At 50.0% G+C, this 19,163-nt stretch carries 15 protein-coding genes; 3 read left to right on the top strand and 12 right to left on the bottom strand.

Annotated features, from left to right (window positions below; genetic code table 11):
- Positions 1-91 precede the first annotated feature (91 nt).
- The gene (gene recG / locus BM322_RS00470; RefSeq protein WP_075427950.1) at positions 92-2,158 is read right to left on the bottom strand and encodes an ATP-dependent DNA helicase RecG; all 2,067 of its coding nucleotides are present in this window, start codon (positions 2,156-2,158) and stop codon (positions 92-94) included.
- Positions 2,159-2,295: 137 nt separating this feature from the next.
- Between recG and BM322_RS00465 the strand changes: the two genes are divergently transcribed.
- Positions 2,296-3,159: a Cof-type HAD-IIB family hydrolase gene (locus tag BM322_RS00465; RefSeq protein ID WP_075427949.1), complete on the top strand. Its 864-nt coding sequence runs from the start codon at positions 2,296-2,298 to the stop codon at positions 3,157-3,159.
- A gap of 61 nt (positions 3,160-3,220) precedes the next feature.
- Here the strand turns inward: BM322_RS00465 and BM322_RS00460 are convergent, their stop codons facing one another.
- The 3 genes from BM322_RS00460 to thrC form a co-directional block, all read right to left on the bottom strand.
- A complete protein-coding gene (locus BM322_RS00460; protein WP_075427948.1) occupies positions 3,221-4,825 on the bottom strand; it encodes a DUF4127 family protein in 1,605 nt (534 codons plus the stop codon).
- A 127-nt stretch (positions 4,826-4,952) separates the two neighbouring features.
- Positions 4,953-6,569 (bottom strand): phosphoenolpyruvate carboxykinase (ATP), encoded by a 1,617-nt coding sequence (gene pckA, locus BM322_RS00455; protein ID WP_075427947.1) that lies wholly within the window; start codon positions 6,567-6,569, stop codon positions 4,953-4,955.
- A gap of 234 nt (positions 6,570-6,803) precedes the next feature.
- Positions 6,804-8,315 carry a threonine synthase gene (thrC, locus tag BM322_RS00450; RefSeq protein WP_075427946.1) on the bottom strand — a complete coding sequence of 504 codons (1,512 nt, stop codon included), beginning with the start codon at positions 8,313-8,315 and terminating at the stop codon, positions 6,804-6,806.
- A gap of 216 nt (positions 8,316-8,531) precedes the next feature.
- Between thrC and nadE the strand changes: the two genes are divergently transcribed.
- Together nadE and BM322_RS00440 are read left to right on the top strand one after the other, a co-directional pair.
- Positions 8,532-10,421: an NAD(+) synthase gene (gene nadE, locus BM322_RS00445; protein WP_075427945.1), complete on the top strand. Its 1,890-nt coding sequence runs from the start codon at positions 8,532-8,534 to the stop codon at positions 10,419-10,421.
- Between the two features lie 60 nt (positions 10,422-10,481).
- Positions 10,482-10,910 (top strand): peptidylprolyl isomerase, encoded by a 429-nt coding sequence (locus BM322_RS00440; protein WP_075427944.1) that lies wholly within the window; start codon positions 10,482-10,484, stop codon positions 10,908-10,910.
- A gap of 44 nt (positions 10,911-10,954) precedes the next feature.
- Here the strand turns inward: BM322_RS00440 and BM322_RS00435 are convergent, their stop codons facing one another.
- From BM322_RS00435 to BM322_RS00400, 8 genes are all read right to left on the bottom strand, one after another.
- Complete coding sequence (locus BM322_RS00435) at positions 10,955-11,677, bottom strand: metallophosphoesterase (RefSeq protein WP_075427943.1); 723 nt, start codon at positions 11,675-11,677, stop codon at positions 10,955-10,957.
- A gap of 25 nt (positions 11,678-11,702) precedes the next feature.
- On the bottom strand, positions 11,703-12,923 hold the full coding sequence (locus BM322_RS00430; protein WP_177220789.1) for a type II secretion system F family protein: 1,221 nt from the start codon (positions 12,921-12,923) through the stop codon (positions 11,703-11,705).
- On the bottom strand, positions 12,920-13,972 hold the full coding sequence (locus BM322_RS00425) for a PilT/PilU family type 4a pilus ATPase (protein WP_075427941.1): 1,053 nt from the start codon (positions 13,970-13,972) through the stop codon (positions 12,920-12,922). Before BM322_RS00425 ends, BM322_RS00430 begins: the two co-directional genes overlap by 4 nt.
- 133 nt (positions 13,973-14,105) lie before the next feature.
- Entirely contained in the window at positions 14,106-15,719 is a 1,614-nt protein-coding gene (locus tag BM322_RS00420; protein ID WP_177220788.1) for a PcfJ domain-containing protein, read from the bottom strand.
- A 13-nt stretch (positions 15,720-15,732) separates the two neighbouring features.
- The gene (locus BM322_RS00415) at positions 15,733-17,883 is read right to left on the bottom strand and encodes a sel1 repeat family protein (protein WP_075427939.1); all 2,151 of its coding nucleotides are present in this window, start codon (positions 17,881-17,883) and stop codon (positions 15,733-15,735) included.
- Between the two features lie 228 nt (positions 17,884-18,111).
- Positions 18,112-18,402: a hypothetical protein gene (locus BM322_RS00410; RefSeq protein WP_075427938.1), complete on the bottom strand. Its 291-nt coding sequence runs from the start codon at positions 18,400-18,402 to the stop codon at positions 18,112-18,114.
- 2 nt (positions 18,403-18,404) lie between these two features.
- Positions 18,405-18,617 (bottom strand): DUF1653 domain-containing protein, encoded by a 213-nt coding sequence (locus tag BM322_RS00405; RefSeq protein ID WP_082334345.1) that lies wholly within the window; start codon positions 18,615-18,617, stop codon positions 18,405-18,407.
- A gap of 2 nt (positions 18,618-18,619) precedes the next feature.
- Positions 18,620-19,132, bottom strand: coding sequence for an AAA family ATPase (locus BM322_RS00400; protein WP_075427937.1), 513 nt, complete (start codon positions 19,130-19,132; stop codon positions 18,620-18,622).
- Positions 19,133-19,163: the final 31 nt, after the last annotated feature.

Raw genomic sequence — 19,163 nt, 5'->3', positions numbered from 1 at the left:
CTAGAATTTTTTACGCACAAAAGATAACTTTATTGTATAGTATGTCCATCAATTATGTCAAGATGTTCTCGGATAAAAGACGGTAATTTTATCACGTTTCTGTAATGTTGAGGAATTGCTGCTGATATTGTAACGCCAAAATCGGCAGGATATCTTGCACATCGGCCTGATTTTCCATGGTCTCCAGTGCCGCCCGGCGCGCCTGCAGCAGGATGTCCATATCCTGCAGCACATCGGCAATCTTGAGATCCGGCAAGCCGTGCTGCATCGCACCGAAGAACTGGCCCGGGCCACGCAGCCGCAAATCTTCCTCGGCCAGCTTGAATCCATCAGTCGTCTCAGCCATGATCTGCAGACGCTCCTTGGCATTTTCCGTCTTCATCTCCGAGACCAGGATGCAGAACGATTGGTAAGGACCGCGGCCAATGCGGCCGCGCAGCTGGTGGAGCTGCGCCAGGCCAAAGCGCTCGGCATTCTCGATGACCATGATGCTCGCATTGGGCACATTGACACCGACTTCGATAACCGTCGTCGAAACCAGCAGCTTGATCTTATTCTCATAGAAATCCTGCATGACCTGTTCTTTTTCTGCCGCCTTCATCTTGCCATGCACCAGGCCGACAGGCACATCGCGGAAAATCCCGTAACGCAGTTCATCATAGATTTCCTCTGCCGATGGCAGCGGACTGTCCTCATTCATCTCAATCAGCGGACAGACGACATAAGCCTGCCGCCCGGCCTCAAGCTGCGTTAGCACATACTTATAGATGAGTTCACGCCGGTCAGGCTGACGGACAAAGGTGCGGATTGGCTGCCGTCCCGGCGGCAACTCCTGAATCAGCGACACATCGAGGTCACCATAAACCGTCAATGTCATCGTGCGCGGAATCGGCGTTGCGGTCATGACGAGGACATCTGGCATGAGCTCCCCCTTCTTCTCGAGCTCAGCCCGCTGGGCGATGCCGAACCGGTGCTGCTCGTCGGTAACGACAAGACCAAGTTTCGCAAAGCGCACCCCCTCCTGGATAAGTGCATGGGTGCCGATGACGATATCCACCTCGTGGGCTGCGATGGCCGCATACATCGCCTCGCGCTTCTTCTTGGTCAACCGCCCCGACAGGAAGCCAATGCGAACGCCAAGCGGCTCAAGCTGGGCCTTGAAGCCTTCATAGTGCTGGCTGGCAAGGATTTCTGTCGGCGCCATAAGCGCCCCCTGATAGCCGTTTTCCACTGTCTTGACGAGGGCCAGCATGGCAATGACCGTCTTGCCCGATCCGACATCACCCTGCACCAGGCGCCGCATCGGCACAGGGCTTTCCATATCGTGACAGATTTCCTGCCAGACCTTTAACTGGTCATGAGTCAGCTTGAAGGGCAGGCTTGCCTCCAGGCGATGTAGCAGCTCACTTGACAACAAATGACGGATGCCCTTCTTCTTTTCCCGTGACTGACGCTTGAGGATCAGCAGGCCGCACTGGATCAGATAAAGCTCCTCAAAAGCCAGGCGGTTGCGCGCCGCCTGGAGCTCAGCAAAGTCTGCCGGAAAATGGATTTTCTGCAACGCCTCGCGGCGCCCCTGCAGCTGATAGCGTGCCCGGATATCTGCAGGGATGACTTCAGGCAGCTCAAACTCCGCCTGCAAAAGCCCGGCCATGGTCTTGCGGAAGAATTTCTGATTGAGCCGTTCCGTTGCCGGATAGACTGGCAGGATGCCGCACATTTCTTCCGGCGTATCCTCATCATCAAGGATCTGAAATCCGCTGAGCTGGCTCATGGCAAACTGGCCGCGGCCGCCATAGGCATACTCAGCCTTGCCGGTCACGAACACCCGCCGCCCCGTCTGCAATTGCTTTTTCAGATACTTCTGATTGAACCAGGTCACCTGCAAAAAAGCGCTGCCATCGCCGATAAGCGCCGTTAGGATCGTCATACCGCGCCGGCCAGCCTGGCGCTCATTCACATTCATGATTACCCCTGAAACTGTCGCGCGCTCGCCTGGCTGCAATTCCGCAATCTTGGTCAGCACGCTCTGGTCCTCATAGGTACGCGGGAACCAGGTCAAAAGATCATAGACCGTGCGGATGCCCAAACGGTTAAGCTCCGCCTTCTTCTTTGGGCCAACGCCCTTGACATATTGAATCGAATCTCGTAACTTCACTCGCCATCACCTAAAACATTCGTTTGTTCCCTATCATTTTAGCAAATTACGCCCAGCCCTTCAATGGCAAAACCTGCCGGATACCTTGCCATCCCTGCTGCTTCTATTTATAATATTAGCAGTCAGGAGGGATATGTTTGATCAAATTAATTGCAACGGATATGGATGGCACGCTGCTCGACGGCGCCCATCGGATCTCGTCCGAAAATATCGCAGCCATCCGTCAGGCAGAGGCTGCCGGCATCAAATTCGTCATCGCCACAGGCCGTATCATGGCCGACGTCCGAGCTTTCATCGAAAGTTACGACCTGCATCCCTGCTATCTCACGATGAACGGTGCCGAACTCCACGATGAGCAGCATAAGCTTTTGCATGCCGCCTATATCGACCACGAACGCGGCCGCAGGATCTACGAGACCATCGCTAACTTCCACCGCTTCAATCTGGAAATCTACACCGACCAGGGCCATTATAGTGCCAACTCCCGTCTTAGGACATACCGCGGCCTGATTGACCGCATGCGCGAGGTACGCCCCGGCACGACTTTCTTCAAGAATTTCTATTGGGCACTTCGCAATCCCCACTTCCGCAAGCTGCAATACATCCACGACCTCGAAGGCTTCTGGCAGAGCGATATCCACATCGCCAAGTTCATCACCTTCAGCCAGAAGCCTGAGCTGCTCGCAGCACTCAGCGACAAGCTCAGGCAGGAAGTCCCGGGACTGGCACTTTCAGCCAGCTTCCGCACCAACATCGAAATCAACGACGCCAAGGCCACCAAGGGCAATACGCTGCGCGTACTGACCCAACGGCTCGGCATCCGCGAAGACGAAGTCCTCGTGCTCGGCGACGGCACCAACGACCTTTCGATGTTTGAGGCCTTCCCGACCCACGCTACCGCCATGGAAAACAGCGTCCCATCCTTAAAAGAGAAGGCTGCGCACATCACAGCAGACAATCTGCACAACGGCGTAGCCCAAGCGATAAGACGCTATCTATAAAACATACTGATAGAAAAAGAACAGGCTCACCACGCCATGCGTCGGTGAGCCTGCTTTTTTGTTAGTATTTGAAATTCGCCTCAAACATGCGATGCCACGGCAGCGTTACCTGAAGATTATCGAGGTTCGCAAAGGGCGGCAAGTTCTTGACGGCAAACTCGCGCATCAATGTGTTGATGCGGTTTACGATACCTGTCTCATAACTTCCCATGTTGCTGTAGACATCCCAGCGGCGGAAACCGGCAATGCTAGTTGCCATCTGCGGGCGGACGTTGGCCTGATACCCCCAGTCATCCAAATAGCGTTTGGTCAGGAGATTATCGCAGGCATCATCGGGCATCCGGCTCGACAACAGCCCTGTCGCAATGACAAAGCCCGTGCTGTTCGTCGGTGTATTCCAGCCCGCATAGGCACGGATCTTATAGAGAAGTCCACCAGCCTGCAAGGATTTGAGCAACGCGTTATCGGCGCCATTGGCAAAGGCGATGTCAGCCACGCCCACGGCCTTGCCAGCGGCCACATAGTCGTTGACCTGCTGCGTGAAGTATTTCGCTGTACCACGGTCCTCCCCATTATTGGCAAGAGTTCCTTTCGCCGCCGTTACAAGGTTGGCCTCGCCAGTACGGCCATCTTCATTCGTATTGACCAGCAGCACGAAGTCCGCCCGCTCCGGCGTATTGACGACCAGACCGCCAGCCGTGCGCACCGAGGCGCGGATGGTGTTATCGATGCGCGTATCGGAGTAACCCGGCACCGTATCAGCGCCTTTTCCCTTGTTGTACTTGACATAGATGAACGGAATCTCCTTTTCCGTATCGTTGACTGCGCGGCTGAGCAGCAGCGCGCCAAACTCATCGATGCCTGCGAGAACTTGATAGCGGGTATCTGGAAGATCCTTGCCATAATCCTCCAGCAAGAGTCCCTCATGATGGGTCTGCGAATATGGAGCGTTGTCATCCTTGCCGACCACCAGGTAATTGATGACACCTTGACGCGTCAAATCCACCAGCTGCTCGCTGACCTTGAGGTTCTTGGCACGGCGTGCGCGCCAATCCTGCCAGACCTCCTGCGGCACTGCTTGCTCATGCTGCTGGAGCGCCTGTTCTTCAGCAGCAGTCAGCCCCTGCAGCGACTTCTTGTCTGCCAGCGCCGAATACTGGAAGATATCTGCACCATAGGGCTGGTAATAAGCTGGTTCGGCGTTGCCTGAGTACATGCCGCTCTTCGGCGTGCGCATGATGGAATCAAACACATAGAGCTTGAGACGCGGATTTTCCTGCCGCAGCTGGGCAAATTCCTGCACACGCGCGGCCAGCGTATCCTCATCAAGCTCATGCTTGCGCGACGGCACCAGACCACCATAAACCATCGAGTCCGAGGAGAACATCGCCGCATCGGCGCCGCGGACATTTTCCTTGGCCCATTGCCAAAGCTTGTCCGGATCTCCCGGCTTATCAACACCACCACTCAACAGCTCCTGTGGCGGCGTGATGACCTCATAGCCCGCCGCCCGCGCCACATCAGCTGTATCCTCACAGGAAATGGGCCGGTTGTCGTGCGGGATAAAAACCAGCCGCCCTTTGCTGGCAGCCTCCACGCCGCCAAGCGAACAAGCCTGCAATGCCGTGATGAGCAATCCGCTAAGCACCATAGCCTTGATTTTCATTGAATCACTCCCTTTTTATCTATACTATCCATATTATACTGCAAAAATTTTAAAAATACCTAAAAAAGAGGAACCTCGCTCAGAGGTTCCTCCCATAGGTGAAGATATATTCGTGTCAGCGAATGAATCAGAGCTGCGGGCCAGCAGCGACGAGAGCCTTGCCTGCTTCGTTCGTCGTGTATTTGTCGAAGTTCTTGATGAACATCGATGCCAGTTCTTTGGCTTTCTTTTCCCACTCTGCCGGATCAGCATAAGTGTTTTTCGGATCGAGGATATTCGTATCTACGCCCTCGAGCTCCGTCGGAACTTCCAGACCGAAGAACGGGATCTTCTTCGTCGGTGCGTTAGCGATAGCACCGCTGTGGATTGCATCGATGATGCCACGCGTATCCTTGATGGAGATGCGTTTTCCCGTACCATTCCAGCCCGTGTTGACCAGATATGCTTTCGTGCCGTTGGCTTTGACGCGTTTTACGAGCTCCTGCGCGTACTTCGTCGGATGGAGTTCGAGGAAGGCCTGGCCAAAGCAAGCCGAGAACGTCGGCGTCGGCTCCGTGATGCCGCGCTCCGTGCCAGCAAGTTTAGCCGTGAAACCAGACAGGAAGTAGTACTGCATCTGCTCCGGCGTCAGGATGGAAACCGGCGGCAGGACACCGAAGGCATCAGCCGACAGGAAGATGACGCTCTTAGCTGCCGGGGCAGCGCTGCGATCGTTGACGAAACCTTTGACCGTCCCTTTGATGTGGTCGATAGGATACGATACGCGCGTGTTCTCCGTGATGCTCTTATCAGCAAAGTCGATCTTGCCTTTCTCATCGAGGACAACGTTCTCGAGCAGAGCATTGCGTTTGATAGCGCCATAGATATCCGGCTCCGACTCCATATCAAGGTTGATGACCTTGGCATAGCAGCCGCCCTCGAAGTTGAAGATACCTTCGTCATCCCAGCCATGCTCATCGTCACCGATCAGCAGGCGTTTCGGGTCCGTCGACAGCGTCGTCTTACCCGTGCCGGAAAGGCCGAAGAAGATAGCCGTATTCTTGCCTTCCTTATCCGTGTTAGCCGAGCAATGCATAGCAGCGATGCCCTTGAGCGGCAGGAAGTAGTTCATCATGGAGAACATGCCCTTCTTCATCTCACCACCATACCAGGTGTTGATGATGACCTGCTCGCGGCTTGTCAGATTGAAGACGACAGCCGTATCAGAATGGAGGCCAAGCTCCTTGAAGTTCTCGACTTTAGCCTTGGAGGCATTGTAAACCGTGAAGTCCGGCTTGAAGTTTGCCAGCTCTTCTTCGGTCGGTTTTACGAACATGTTCGTTACGAAATGAGCCTGCCAAGCAACCTCGACGATGAAACGGACAGCCATACGCGTGTCCTTGTTGGCGCCGCAGAAAGCATCAACAACATAGAGTTTCTTGTTAGAGAGCTCCTTCTTGGCAATCTCTTTGCAAGCTTCCCAAGCCTCTTTCGTTGCGCGGTGGTTATCGTTATGATAAGCCTCAGAATCCCACCAAACCGTGTCATGCGAGGTTTCATCATCCACGATGAATTTATCTTTCGGGGAACGACCCGTGAAGATACCCGTCTTGACGTTTACTGCTCCGAGCTCCGAAATCTGGCCGATTTCAAAACCAGTCAGACCTTCCTTGGTCTCTTCCTCGAACAACGTCTTATACGAAGGGTTGTGAAGAATTTCCGTCGTGCCCGTGATTCCATACTGAGTAAGATCGATGTTTGCCATTTTACATTCAACCTCTTTCATAAAATGTATTAACTGTTGATAAGGTTTTCACACTTCACTTTCCTTACCACGAATATTATATTAGCTTATTTTTCCATAAATGTCAACTATTTGCATGGTAAAATTTTAAAAATGCCATTTATCGAAATTGTTTGTCAATAAAATAAAACAAATGAAAAACGCAGTATGGATTGCTATTATTCCCACTGCGTTTTTCGTGTTCATATCATTCTATCATGCCTCAGCAAAGGCTAGCACGGCCTGACGCATACCCTCGCATGCACAGACACCATCGTGGCGCTGCGCCTTGGTGCGCAGCGAAGCAAGTCCCTGCGGCGTCGGATCATCATTGAGGTCCTGGAGCCTATCCAGCATGGCAAACTCATCAAGGCCTGCTGTATCCACGCCCAGTGCCTCCAATACACTGCCGTTGAATTTATACGGGCTCGCCGTCGAGGCAATGACCATGTAATGGTCATCCCCCGTCACCTGCTGATAGTTTTCGGCTACTTTCCAGGCCACAGCCGTATGGGTATCCGGTACATAGTGCTTGTCGTTATAGACACGGCCAATGAGCTCCTCGGTATCCGCGTCACTGGTCCAGTCAGCCCAGAAGGTCTGCTGGATCTTCTGCAACAGCTCGGCGCCGATATCATAGCGGCCCGTCGCAGACAACTCCTGCATCCAGCCAGCAACCTTAGAGGTATCCTCAGTCATATGATAGAGCAGGCGCTCCAGGTTGCTGGAAATCAAGATATCCATCGACGGTGTGATCGTCTTATAGAAATCACGGTTGCGATCATAAACACCCGTGCGCAGAAAATCCGTCAGCACGTTGTTTGCATTCGAGGCACAGATGAGTTTATGTACAGGCAACCCCATGCACTTGGCATAAAAGCCCGCTAGGATATCGCCGAAATTGCCTGTCGGCACCGTGAAGTTGATTTCCTCGCCCGCCTTGATCTTGCCAGCTTTGACAAGATCGGCATAGGCACTGAAATAATAGACAATCTGCGGCACAAGACGGCCCCAGTTGATGGAGTTAGCCGAAGAGAGTTTGACACCTTTTTCCCCGAGCTCCTCGTTGAAGGCCTTGTCGCCGAAGATGCTCTTGACGCCGCTCTGGGCATCGTCAAAGTTACCGCGCACAGCCGTGACATTGACGTTTTCCCCTTCCTGGGTAAGCATCTGGAGCTGCTGGATGCGGCTGACACCACCCTCAGGATAGAATACCATGATCTTGATCTGATCGACATCACAGAATCCCTCCAGCGCAGCCTTGCCCGTATCACCGGAAGTAGCCACGAGGATCAACACTTTATCTTTCTCGCCAGTCTTCTTGAGGGCCGTGCTCATGAGCTGCGGCAAAAGCTGCAGTGCCATATCCTTGAACGCACTCGTCGGGCCATGCCAGAGCTCCAGTACTCCCAGATCATCGAACACCTTGACCGGTGCCCGCATCACCGCATCGAATTTATTGTTGCCATAGGCGCGCTCTACACAGCCTTTGACCTCGTCAGCTGTATAATCCGTGAGGAACAGTCCGAGCACTTTAGCCGCACGCTCTTCATAACTGAGCTCGCCGAGCGATGCGATAAACGCAGCATCAACCTTTGGCATATTATCGGGCACGAATAAGCCGCCATCCGCTGCGAGTCCCTGGATAATGGCCTGCGCCGAGTCAAGTTTTACGCCATTGCCTCTCGTGCTGCTATACTTCAAATCAACCGCCTCTTTCTTTTCCATAATACTATAAACTGCTCATCTTTTGCGCCTGACTTCGTGTCAGAAATTGGTTCTAGACTGTATTCGAGGTTTATTATATCATATATTGAGGACGAATCCTATAGAAAATATAAGATTGTCGGCTGAGAAAATACGTTTTCTCGATAATATTACATTTTATTTCCATATTACATGATTTTATTTATTTTATGTAATTGATTAAGGAGTGTTTTTCTCTTGTTGAAAATTGCTATGGGCCAGATGGAAGTCATCCCTGGCCATCCTGACCAGAACACCGCCAAGATTCTCGCCATGATTGCTGATGCTAAGGCACAAAGCGCCGATATCGTCATCTTCCCGGAGATGGCTGTACCCGGCTACCTGCTCGGCGACACCTGGGAGCAGTCCTCGTTCCTCAAGGATTGCGAAAGCTACGGCCAGGATATCATCGCTGCCTCGGCGGGCATCACGGTCATCTTCGGCAACATCGCAGTTGACTGGTCAAAAAAGAACAACGACGGCCGCGTCCGCAAATACAACGCCCTGTTCACAGCGCAGAACGGCAAGCTCATCCAGCCTGACAACATGCCGTATCCATACGTCATCAAGACCCTGATGCCCAACTACCGGGAGTTTGACGATACCCGTCACTTCTTCAGCCTGCAGAAGCTCGCCCGCGAGCTCGGCACCACGCCGGACCAGCTGCTCTCGCCAGTGACCGTCAAAGTCAAGGGCCAGCACTACCGCATCGGCTGCCTGCTCTGCGAGGATGGCTGGGGCGATAACTACGAGCTTGAACCATTCACGATACTCGGCCGCCATAAACCTGACTTTTTCGTCAATATCTCAGCCTCACCGTATACGCTCGGCAAGAATGACAAGCGCAACCGCGTCTTTGGTGCCCAGGCGCAGCAGGCTGATGTCCCACTCTTCTATGTCAATGCCATCGGCCTGCAGAACAACGGCAAGACCATCTACACCTTTGACGGGTCAAGTACGGCGTACAACGCCCAGGGCCATGTCGTTGCCGTCGCACCAGAATACCAGGAAAACCTGGCCCTTATCGATATGGGGCAGATTGACAAGTCAAAGCCAGTTGACAAGTCAACGGAAAAAGACATCGCGCATATCTATCGCGCACTCCACTACGGCGTCAAACGCTTCCTCGAAAACATCCATATGAAAAAAGTCGTCATCGGCATCTCGGGCGGCATCGACTCAGCGGTCGCCGCTGCTCTCTACGCCAAGATTGTCGGCCCCGAAAACCTGCTGCTCGTCAACATGCCGAGCGTCTTCAACTCGGAAACGACCAAAGGTCTTTCGCAGCAGCTTGCCAACAATCTCGGTTGCCAGTATATGATTGTCCCGATCCAGCAGTCCGTCGACCATACCGTTGACCAGCTTGAGCACACGCCGATGACTTATCTGACCGATGGCAGCACGACGAATCTCTCTGTCTCCTCCTTTGTCACCGAAAACATCCAGGCACGCGACCGCAGTGCCCGCGTGCTCGCCGGTGCCGCGGCAGCCTTTGGCGGTGGCTTTACCTGCAACGCCAACAAAGCCGAAACGACAGTCGGCTACTCGACACTCTACGGCGATCAGTCAGGTTTCCTCGCTGCGCTCGCTGACCTCTGGAAACATCAGGTCTATGCACTGGCCTACTATATGAACGAAGAAGTCTATGGCCGCGAAGTCGTGCCGCAAGGCATCATCGACATCGTGCCGAGTGCGGAGCTCTCCAATGCCCAGAACGTCGACGAAGGCAAGGGCGACCCAATCAAATATCCGTATCATGACTACCTGTTCCGCGCCTTTATCGAGCGCTGGGAAAAAGCTGCGCCCCAGGATATCCTCGAATGGTATGCGGCCGGTACTGTGGAAGAAAACCTCGGCTGCGAGCCAGGCCTCATCGCCAAATATTTCCCGACAGCCGCAGATTTCATCGCTGACCTTGAGCGCTGGTGGAACCTCTTTTGCGGCATGGCAATCGCCAAGCGCATCCAGGCACCTCCAATCCTTGCCGTCAGCCGCCGCGCCTATGGTTTTGACCATCGCGAGGCCCAGAACGGTCCCTACTATACGCGCCGCTATCGCGAATTAAAAGCTCAACTGCTAAACAAATAAGGCCTGGCTATGGTATACTGATAAGGCTTACGCAATACACAAAGAATGGAGATTCATTTCATGAGCAATGAAAACAAGAAAGTAAAAGTTCATTACACGGGTACCCTCAACGATGGCACGAAGTTCGATTCCTCCTATGACCGCGGCGAACCACTCGAATTCGTCTGCGGTGCCGGCATGATGATCAAAGGCTTTGATGAGGCCGTAAAAGACATGTCCGTCGGCGACATCAAGGACATCCATCTGATGCCCGAAGAGGCCTATGGCATGCCATCTGACGAAAACATCGTCACCATGGAAATCAGCCAGCTGCCTGGCTCCGAGGGCCTGGAAGTCGGCCAGCGCGTCGCCCTGCAGAACGCCTATGGCCAGCCAGTCCCCGTCACGGTAATGGAAAAAACCGAAACGTCCATTACCTTTGACGCCAACCATGAAATGGCCGGCAAGGAACTGAACTTCAAGATTGAGCTTGTAGCTATCGAAGACTAACCATAAAAAACACGAGCATTTGACCGGTCAAATGCTCGTGTTTTTTATTCTGACTGATAGATTGTCCGGCTAAGCAAATCGACACAGGTAACACGTCCATCGGCAAGATAGCTGCCCGTATCCATCAACACCAGCCTGCCATCCTGCAGCCACTGCGGTTTTGCCTGGTACCCAAGCGTCTGCACAGGCGTATGGCCTAAGACAATCACCTGCCGGCCTTGGTGCTGGCTCGGCCTTGCGGCCAACTGCCGATGCCACAGAAGCGTTTCCGCTGGCTGCTCTTCCAGCGGTTCCTCAGGATTGCAATCTGCATGCATGAACCAATATACCTGCTTTTCCGTCTCGACCTTCGCATATAATGGCATCCTTTCGATTAGCTCCGCCCAGCTGCGCCGGAGCTCTTGCCCTGAGCCTGTCTTTTCTATCTCAGCGTCGGTGATGCGCCCGCCATTCATTAGCCAGAGACTTTGCGGCGATCCCCACAGGAACGCGAGCAGTCCCTGTGGCTGCGGCTTTTGCTCTGCCTGCATCGCATCCAGGAACATCTGCTCATGATTGCCGCGTAGAAAAATCATATGTTCTGCGTCAAAATGCGCCATCACCCACTTCATGACCGGCACAGGACTTTCGCCGCGATCCAGATAGTCCCCCAGAAATACCATCATATCTTTTTGCGGATCAAAGGCGGCGCGTTCATATGCCTGCTCGAATTTCGTCCATTTCCCATGAATATCGCCAAAGACCAATAGCCGTTCGATTTTGTCCATGGTATCACCTCCCACCAGACCAGGATCACATCAGTACATCCATCATCTCCAGTAACGGCAGTATCACCGACAAAACGAAAAAGAACACCAAACTGCCCACCAGGAAGATTGCCGCAGGCTCAGCCATCGCCTGCAAGCGCTGCGATTCATTTTCAGCGATTACTGCACAAAGTTCTGCGCCCTTCTTCAACATGAACTCCAGCTCGCCCGACTTCTCGCCAGCCATGACCATTTCCTGCAAAGCAGCTGGAAACACCTGGCAGCCTCGCCATGCTTCCACCAAGGATCTGCCACGCTCAACGCTCTTGTGCGCGCCTGCAATCACTTCACGCAAATAGAAATTGTCCGTTACCTCCGGCAAAAGCTGCAGCGCCTCATGCAGCCGGATGCCGTTTTCGAGCAACACCGCCAGTGTCCCGAGCAACATCAGCCACTCGGAATAGCTGGCCAGCCGACCATAAAAGGGAATCTGCAGCCGCCACCTGTCAACATGGACGCGGATGCGCGGCTGACGCCAGGCAAAAATTACAGTCAGTAGCAACAGGCTCAGCAGCAGCAGTACGCCCCCGCCATGCTGTTGCATGATGGCGGCAAGCTGCAACAAGATCCTGGTCGGCAGCGGCAGCTGAGCCTGCAGATTCGCCAGCATCGCCGCAAAGGTCGGCAGGATAAACACCGTCATGGCTACAAAGGCCAGGAAAGTCGTCACGCCCAAGATAAACGGGTACAGCAACACCGACCGCAATTTTTCTCGTGCGGCAAATGACTTTTCCATAAAATCGGCCAAGCGCGAGAACATCCCATCCAACGAACCTGCCAGCTCCCCCGCCTTTACGAGACTCACCATGCGGACAGAAAACACCTGCGGGAAACTCCCCATCGCCTCATGCAGGGACTTTCCCTGCATGACATCAGCCAGCATTTTCTCCAGCATCCGTTGATAGCTGCTGCCAGACGACTGCTGTCGCAAAGCTCCCAGCGCCTCATGGACTGGCAAGCCAGCCGAAAGCAGCACCGCCAGCTGACGGCAAAACAATACGACCTCAAGCTTTGCCGGCCGTGCATCAAACACCTGCCATACTTTTTGACCAGTCAGCGGCCTTGCAGGTTTCAATTCTTTTAGACTGGCCACCCAGAGTCCCTTAGCCCGGATCTGATGTGCCGCCTCCTTGCGCGAATCCGCTCTGATTTCGCCCGTGAATAACTCGCCAGTGCGGTTGCGCGCCTCATAGGCAAATGCTGTCACGCCCATCCGCCTCCCCTCTCATCCCAGCAGCATTTCTCTGCTGTCTCCCGTGTGATAAGGCCTTGCTGATAGAGCATCTTCCGTGCCAGCGTCTCGGTCTGCATCCCCTGCTGCTGATGACTCAGCATCACCGACTCCAACTGGCTGTATTTCCCCTGCCGGATAAGGCTGCGCACCGCAGGATCTGTCAATAGCACCTCAGCCATGCAGACACGGCCGCCACGCCTGCACGGGAGCAGCCGCTGGGCAAAAACACCGGTCAATACCTCAGCCACCTGTGCCCGGATTGAGTCCTGCTGGTCAAGCGGAAACATCCCCTCAATGCGCATGACCGCATCGACTGCCGAACGCGTATGCAAGGTGCCCAGCACCAGCACGCCAGAGGCAGCAGCCATAAGCGCTGTCTGCATGGTTTCCCGATCACGGATTTCGCCCACGAGGATTACATCAGGCATCTCGCGCAGCGCACTGCGAAGTGCCTGCGAAAAGGAGTAAAAGTCCCGCCCATATTCACGCTGACTGATAAAACACTTTTTAGGTTGATAAACGAACTCTACAGGATCTTCTAACGTGATGATATGATACGATTTCTCTTGATTGAGCTCCTCGATGAAAGCCGCCAGCGTCGTAGTCTTGCCCGATCCCGTCCGGCCCGTAACCAATATAAGCCCCTGCTCAAGCATCTTCATCTTCTGCCACGCCTTAAGCGCGCCAATCTCCGCCAGGCTCAAAATCCTCTCTGGCAGCAGGCGGATAGCAAGCGCAAGGTGTCCTTGCTGATAATAAGCATTGACACGAAACCGCCGCCCCGCAAAGCTCCATGACAAGTCAATATCCTTTTCCTTGGCCAGCCGCGCCCTCTGTTCCTCACTCATAATGACCGAACAGAACTCTGACATAAATTGCTCTGTCAGCGAGAGGTCATCCATAGGCGCCAAGACACCATCACAGCGCATATGCGGCCGCTGGCCTACGGTCAAATGAATATCCGACGCTTCTTTTTTGATTGCTTTATTGATAAAATCCTGCCAACTTATGTCCTCGCACATATCATCACCCCGTAGCTTCAATGATAATGTACTTCTTCTACATACACAGCCAAATACCTGCAAGGAAAAAAACTCCAATGTTTGATACTATAATCCGCAAACCATAGCTATCGTCCCATGCATCTTTCCTACCTCAAATATCATGGCATGCTATGGCAATTTTATTCTGTGCTGACCAGTTTCTACATGCGGTTAACAAGTTGCCTTGTAGTCGACGATTATATCTACCCAAGCATTGCACTAAACTTAGCTTATTTACCAACCCTTCTTCATTCTTACCATCAATGGTAATTTCCATGCAAACCTGGTAATCTTTACTGTCTGAAGCCGTCACAATAACACAAAGTCCTTTCAACATACGATCAGCGTAACTGGCTACACAATTTGATAAATGCCGGCCAATAATAGGAAGTTCAGCTGTATCAGTAACAACATGGAACTTCAATCCATCAAAAAAAGAATTCATGCCTTGAATCATCGGCGACTTATAATCAATAGAAATCCTTTTCATATCTACTGCATAGGATTCATGTACCAAAGCATCATGTGATTCTCCACATATGCCTCTTTTCTTTACAATTTGCTTTGTTTCTTCAGACAAGAAAGGATAGTATTGATGGAACATTTTAAGCATATCATCATACCACCTTTGCCATCCATCTGACAAAAGCTTTACTATCTGCCTGGCAAGATACATTTCACCTTTACCATTACGTAGCATCCAGCGTACATAAAAGACAAAATCCATACCACTTCCAGTACAAGGAAGGCTAAATCGGCGTATCAAACGATATTCAGAATCAAAATACACTTTGCCAAAATAGGTCCTTCCCACGATAGCTTCACAGAAAAACAATCTTATTGCATTAATATCTTTAAATCCCAACCTTATTAACCAAAAGTATATGATTATTGCATACGGATTCTTTAAATACTCTTTTCTTATACTGTCAGGTGGATTAATCCCAATGTACGAGCACACTAATAGATAGTGATCAGCACATTCATCCAAACAGTTTTCTTCAAAAAACTGCTCTCCTAAGAAATTCTGCAAATAACTTATATGCACATCATTTGGAAATTGTGCTATTCTGTGCAGGTCACTAGTATAAACTCCATACTTTTCCATACATTGAGGCAGCATTACATAACGTCCACAGATTATACGTAGCAACTCTGTGATGATCTCCAACACCCTTTTTGTCACTGCTTCTGGAAATTTATCTTGGTATCTACGTGCAAATAACCCTTCCTCAAAACCTATTCTGCTGAATAGGTTGATTTTATATCCAGCTTGACTGACTTTCACAATATGCGGAATAAGCACTGACCCCAATTTCGACAGAATAAATTTCTTTTCACAGGTTACGCTTATCCACTCAGCCAGTATCCTCAAATCATCCTGTGGCGATTCTTGCAATATCCACCAACGCCATATCCCCGTAGCAAAAATCATCTTTTGGGCTTGAGGTACGGCATCAAGTATGCAGTGTTTTTGCTTTAAGTTACAGTGTTCCTTCCTAACTCCACTTGTCCACGGTTCATATCTAAGATGCAAAGGACACCATACCACCTTCTTAGAATCACCACTCCATAAACTATTCCTATTAGCTGGAAAGATTAGGGAAATCTCTTCATCCGTAGGAGGACTATCGCTATGGAGGCCACTTTCATCAGCAATCCACTGCCCTATCTCCGCATCAAAGTAAAAGCTTTCACGAATTGGGAAATGCAGTTTGCTGTCCATGACTAATCCCTCCTTACCCCAGGATAGCATATTCAACAGGAGTTACATTCTCCACACACCATGAAAATGCACTATCGCTCCCCAATTTAGCGGCTTTAACCATTATTTCTTTACCATACTGCTTATTCCCATCTTGTAAGGCACTATTCGCCAACTTTTCCATAGCTGGTAAATATCCATGTCTTGCGGATCGCTTAAGCCAAAATGCTTCACGTTCTTTATTAACAGGTATATATCGACCAGAACTGTAAATAAGCCCTAAAATATATTCAGCACCAGGATTTTCATGTTGTGCATCTTCCCATATAGGAGTTATCCACGGCAATAGATACTGCAAGTAAGATGACTCATCATCAGCACTTTGCCAAGATGCCATTGACATACGTTGAATATTCTCCTGTTTTCTTAATCGGCGCTCTAAAATAACATAATATCCCGTTGTCCTAGTATAGGCTGGAAGATCTAGCATTTCATCTAGATGATAATTATCGTAGACGACACTATTGGGGTCTAACTGCTGTACTCTGTATTTTGTCCGCCTATAGAGCCATTTCTCTTCCCTATCCAGTTTCAGCGCTCCATCAGCCCCATAAAATCTATTCAATGCAGCCCAATAATAGCATAGTAGCTTTATAAAAAGTGGAACCGGCCTATCGTTAGGACCACATAGGGAAATAACTTCGAACTTATTTTTCTCAGTGTATCTATCTACATCCCATCTTACTTCAATATAAGCAACATATATTCCGTTAATATCTATAGTGAATAATATAGTACTGTAATCGGCTATTTCCTGCCACCGGTACTCAAGTTTACTATCCATAGCTTCACTTATACGCCGAAGGTATAACGTATGACGAACAAGTCGAAAATTATAACCATTTATGTTACATTCAAATTCCTGAACACCTACAGGAATGTTTAAATCCATATATAGGAAATTTTGAAGAAACTCAGTCCGCTTCAACACATTATAAACTTCAAAGGTAAAACCTTCTTTTTTAAATTGCTCTAAAACAGGCTTGGGTAATCGCTTTTTAGACCTACTGAATATATCCAGCATTTCCTCAGTATCTATCTCTTCATAAGAATGATAGTACGTATTACTAAGCATCTCTGCTATTACAACTTCATCGCTATCTTTCAGCAACCACGCTATGAAGTTCGCTGTCCGTTTCCACCAAAAGCTCGTTTTATCTGCTTCATCATACTTAAGATCTAACAGCTTTTTCCCAAAACAACTTTTATTATTCCATAACCGCGCTATGGCTTTCTCAGACTTAAACCCAAAAGCTTGATAAACTTTATAGTTTAACGCAGCATATATATTTTCAGAACATGTATCTACCAGAGATTGGGGAGGATTATCTATTCCTATGTATTGGCATAATGCCGCACCAATATCTCGTTGATTCCTAGGAAACAATTCTTGAAAATCATTACTTCTCTCTCGTCTATTATCTCGTATCTTTTGTATCTCAATAACATTTCTATTGAGTGGATACGCCATGAAGTTTTTGATTTTTACAAACCCTGTATAAGCATCATCTTTTATAGGCTCAACTCCATAATACATTTCAGCGTCGTTAATCAACATTGAAAACAATTCGTTTGTGATTTTAGCAGGAATCGGAATAAGCTCATAACGGTACCGATATTTTATGTGTCTCTGTGTATACAAGCTGTTGTATATAAATTTGTCTTTTGCAACATCTATTGATATACTTCTGACTACCCATTCAACCCTAACACCAGACAAAAAAGCAGGCGTCTCACCTTTACCTGGTGTCACCATAAATCGCAATTTTGCCACATCTGCAGCCACAAATATTGGAGATAACGTCTTTTTTTGATAGATACGCCACCTGGTTGGTTTTGCTTCTATAGCATCCTCTTGATGTATATCATCAGGTGTCTCCATAACTAACACATATACTCCGGTAAATTTACATCCAAAATCCGATATGGTTTCTTCTTGAGAATCGGACCTAACGGCTTCAAACTGTCTGTGTTTCTGGCACCAGATAAGCTGTTCCTGTATGGAGCTTTCTGAACCAACAATCAATCTATAGGGAAGTTCTGTGATGTCAGTTTCTCTGAACACTCGATCAGAACTTTTTTGCCATTCATTGTTTCTTGTTAACATATAAGCCTTATCAACCACAGTTCTCCCCCCCTTCACAGTATGACTGCCTTCACATGAGTGTACGGAGTTTCCTTTATATATTCGACTCATGCTAGGAAAAACCTGCTAAAGGACTTATGGTGCCTACATATCGCCTCATATCCAGCTACTAGCAGTTAAGTTTCCCACCTATGATCAGTTCGCCCCGATATCAATGCCATTACCTATACCATATAAATGACAATAGGCAGCATTCCCTCTACACTTTTATGCAAAGGAGACACTGCCTGTTTTGATGGTCATATTTACATTATTCCATTTATTTACCAACCACGACTTCACAAGATAATACACTTCCTTGTGTGAACTGGAGCCAAATTCCTGCCAGCCCCATTTACTTCCTTCCACCTTGAAGTACAGCTTCCCTGTTTTCTTGTTTTCCCGGAACTGGACAACGCCTTTTGATGCCATGCTGTCTGTATCAAAATTAACCGAATAATCCAATACCGCAATCAAGCATTCACGGCTGCTGTCCGCCTTCAATACAGCAGAACTCAAGTCTATGCAGGAGCCGCCATGGTTGCCTGCATCCCAGATTGGATAGTTTTTATCGCCATTCCAATAAACGAGTCGCCATACAGTGCCTGATATACGCAGTAAGGCTCCTCGGTCTCGGTATGGATTGCCGGACAGGCTATGATTTTATATTCCTTCTGCTTGAAATGCTGCCATATTTCTCCCGTCTGGGGAATCGCACGCTTATCTTGTTCCATCTTCATTTCATCTTCAAGTCCAGCAGCACTTTATCGGTCTCCCACGGAGATATGACCGAATAGCTGATGCCAGCTCCCTCCAAAACTTTCTTGATTTCCTCGTCTTTTACCTTGGCCCGCTCCAGATTGGTTTCCTTACGGCCATCGATACTGATGAAATCATCATTCCGCCGCAAAAGATATTCCACGTTATCAAACTTGGCATGTTCATGCAGCACGAGCTGGTCAAATAAATCATCCGGCTCGCTGTTGTAGATGATGTTAAGCGGCAGCGGTGAATCGCATACCGCATACTCCACGCCATAACGTTCCAATGTCTTGAGCCGATGTACCTGCTCAGCAAAAAGGTACAACTGATCCTGCACGATATCCGTGGCATTCTGATACCAGAGCCACTTGGCATACTCTCCCACCAGTTCCGTCTTGTGCCCTTTGCGTTTCAGTTTTGAAAAAATGTCTGCGGCGATTGTGCTTTTGCCAATCCCTGCACCGCCATAAAAATTGATTACCTTCAAACTCTCACCTCGAAATATGCTATATCCATTA

It is taken from the genome of Selenomonas sp. GACV-9, from assembly GCA_900116485.1.
Taxonomy (GTDB): domain Bacteria; phylum Bacillota; class Negativicutes; order Selenomonadales; family Selenomonadaceae; genus Selenomonas_A; species Selenomonas_A ruminantium_G.
The sequence above is the reverse complement of the archived record's forward strand: the minus strand, read 5'-3'. Positions and strand labels throughout refer to the sequence as shown.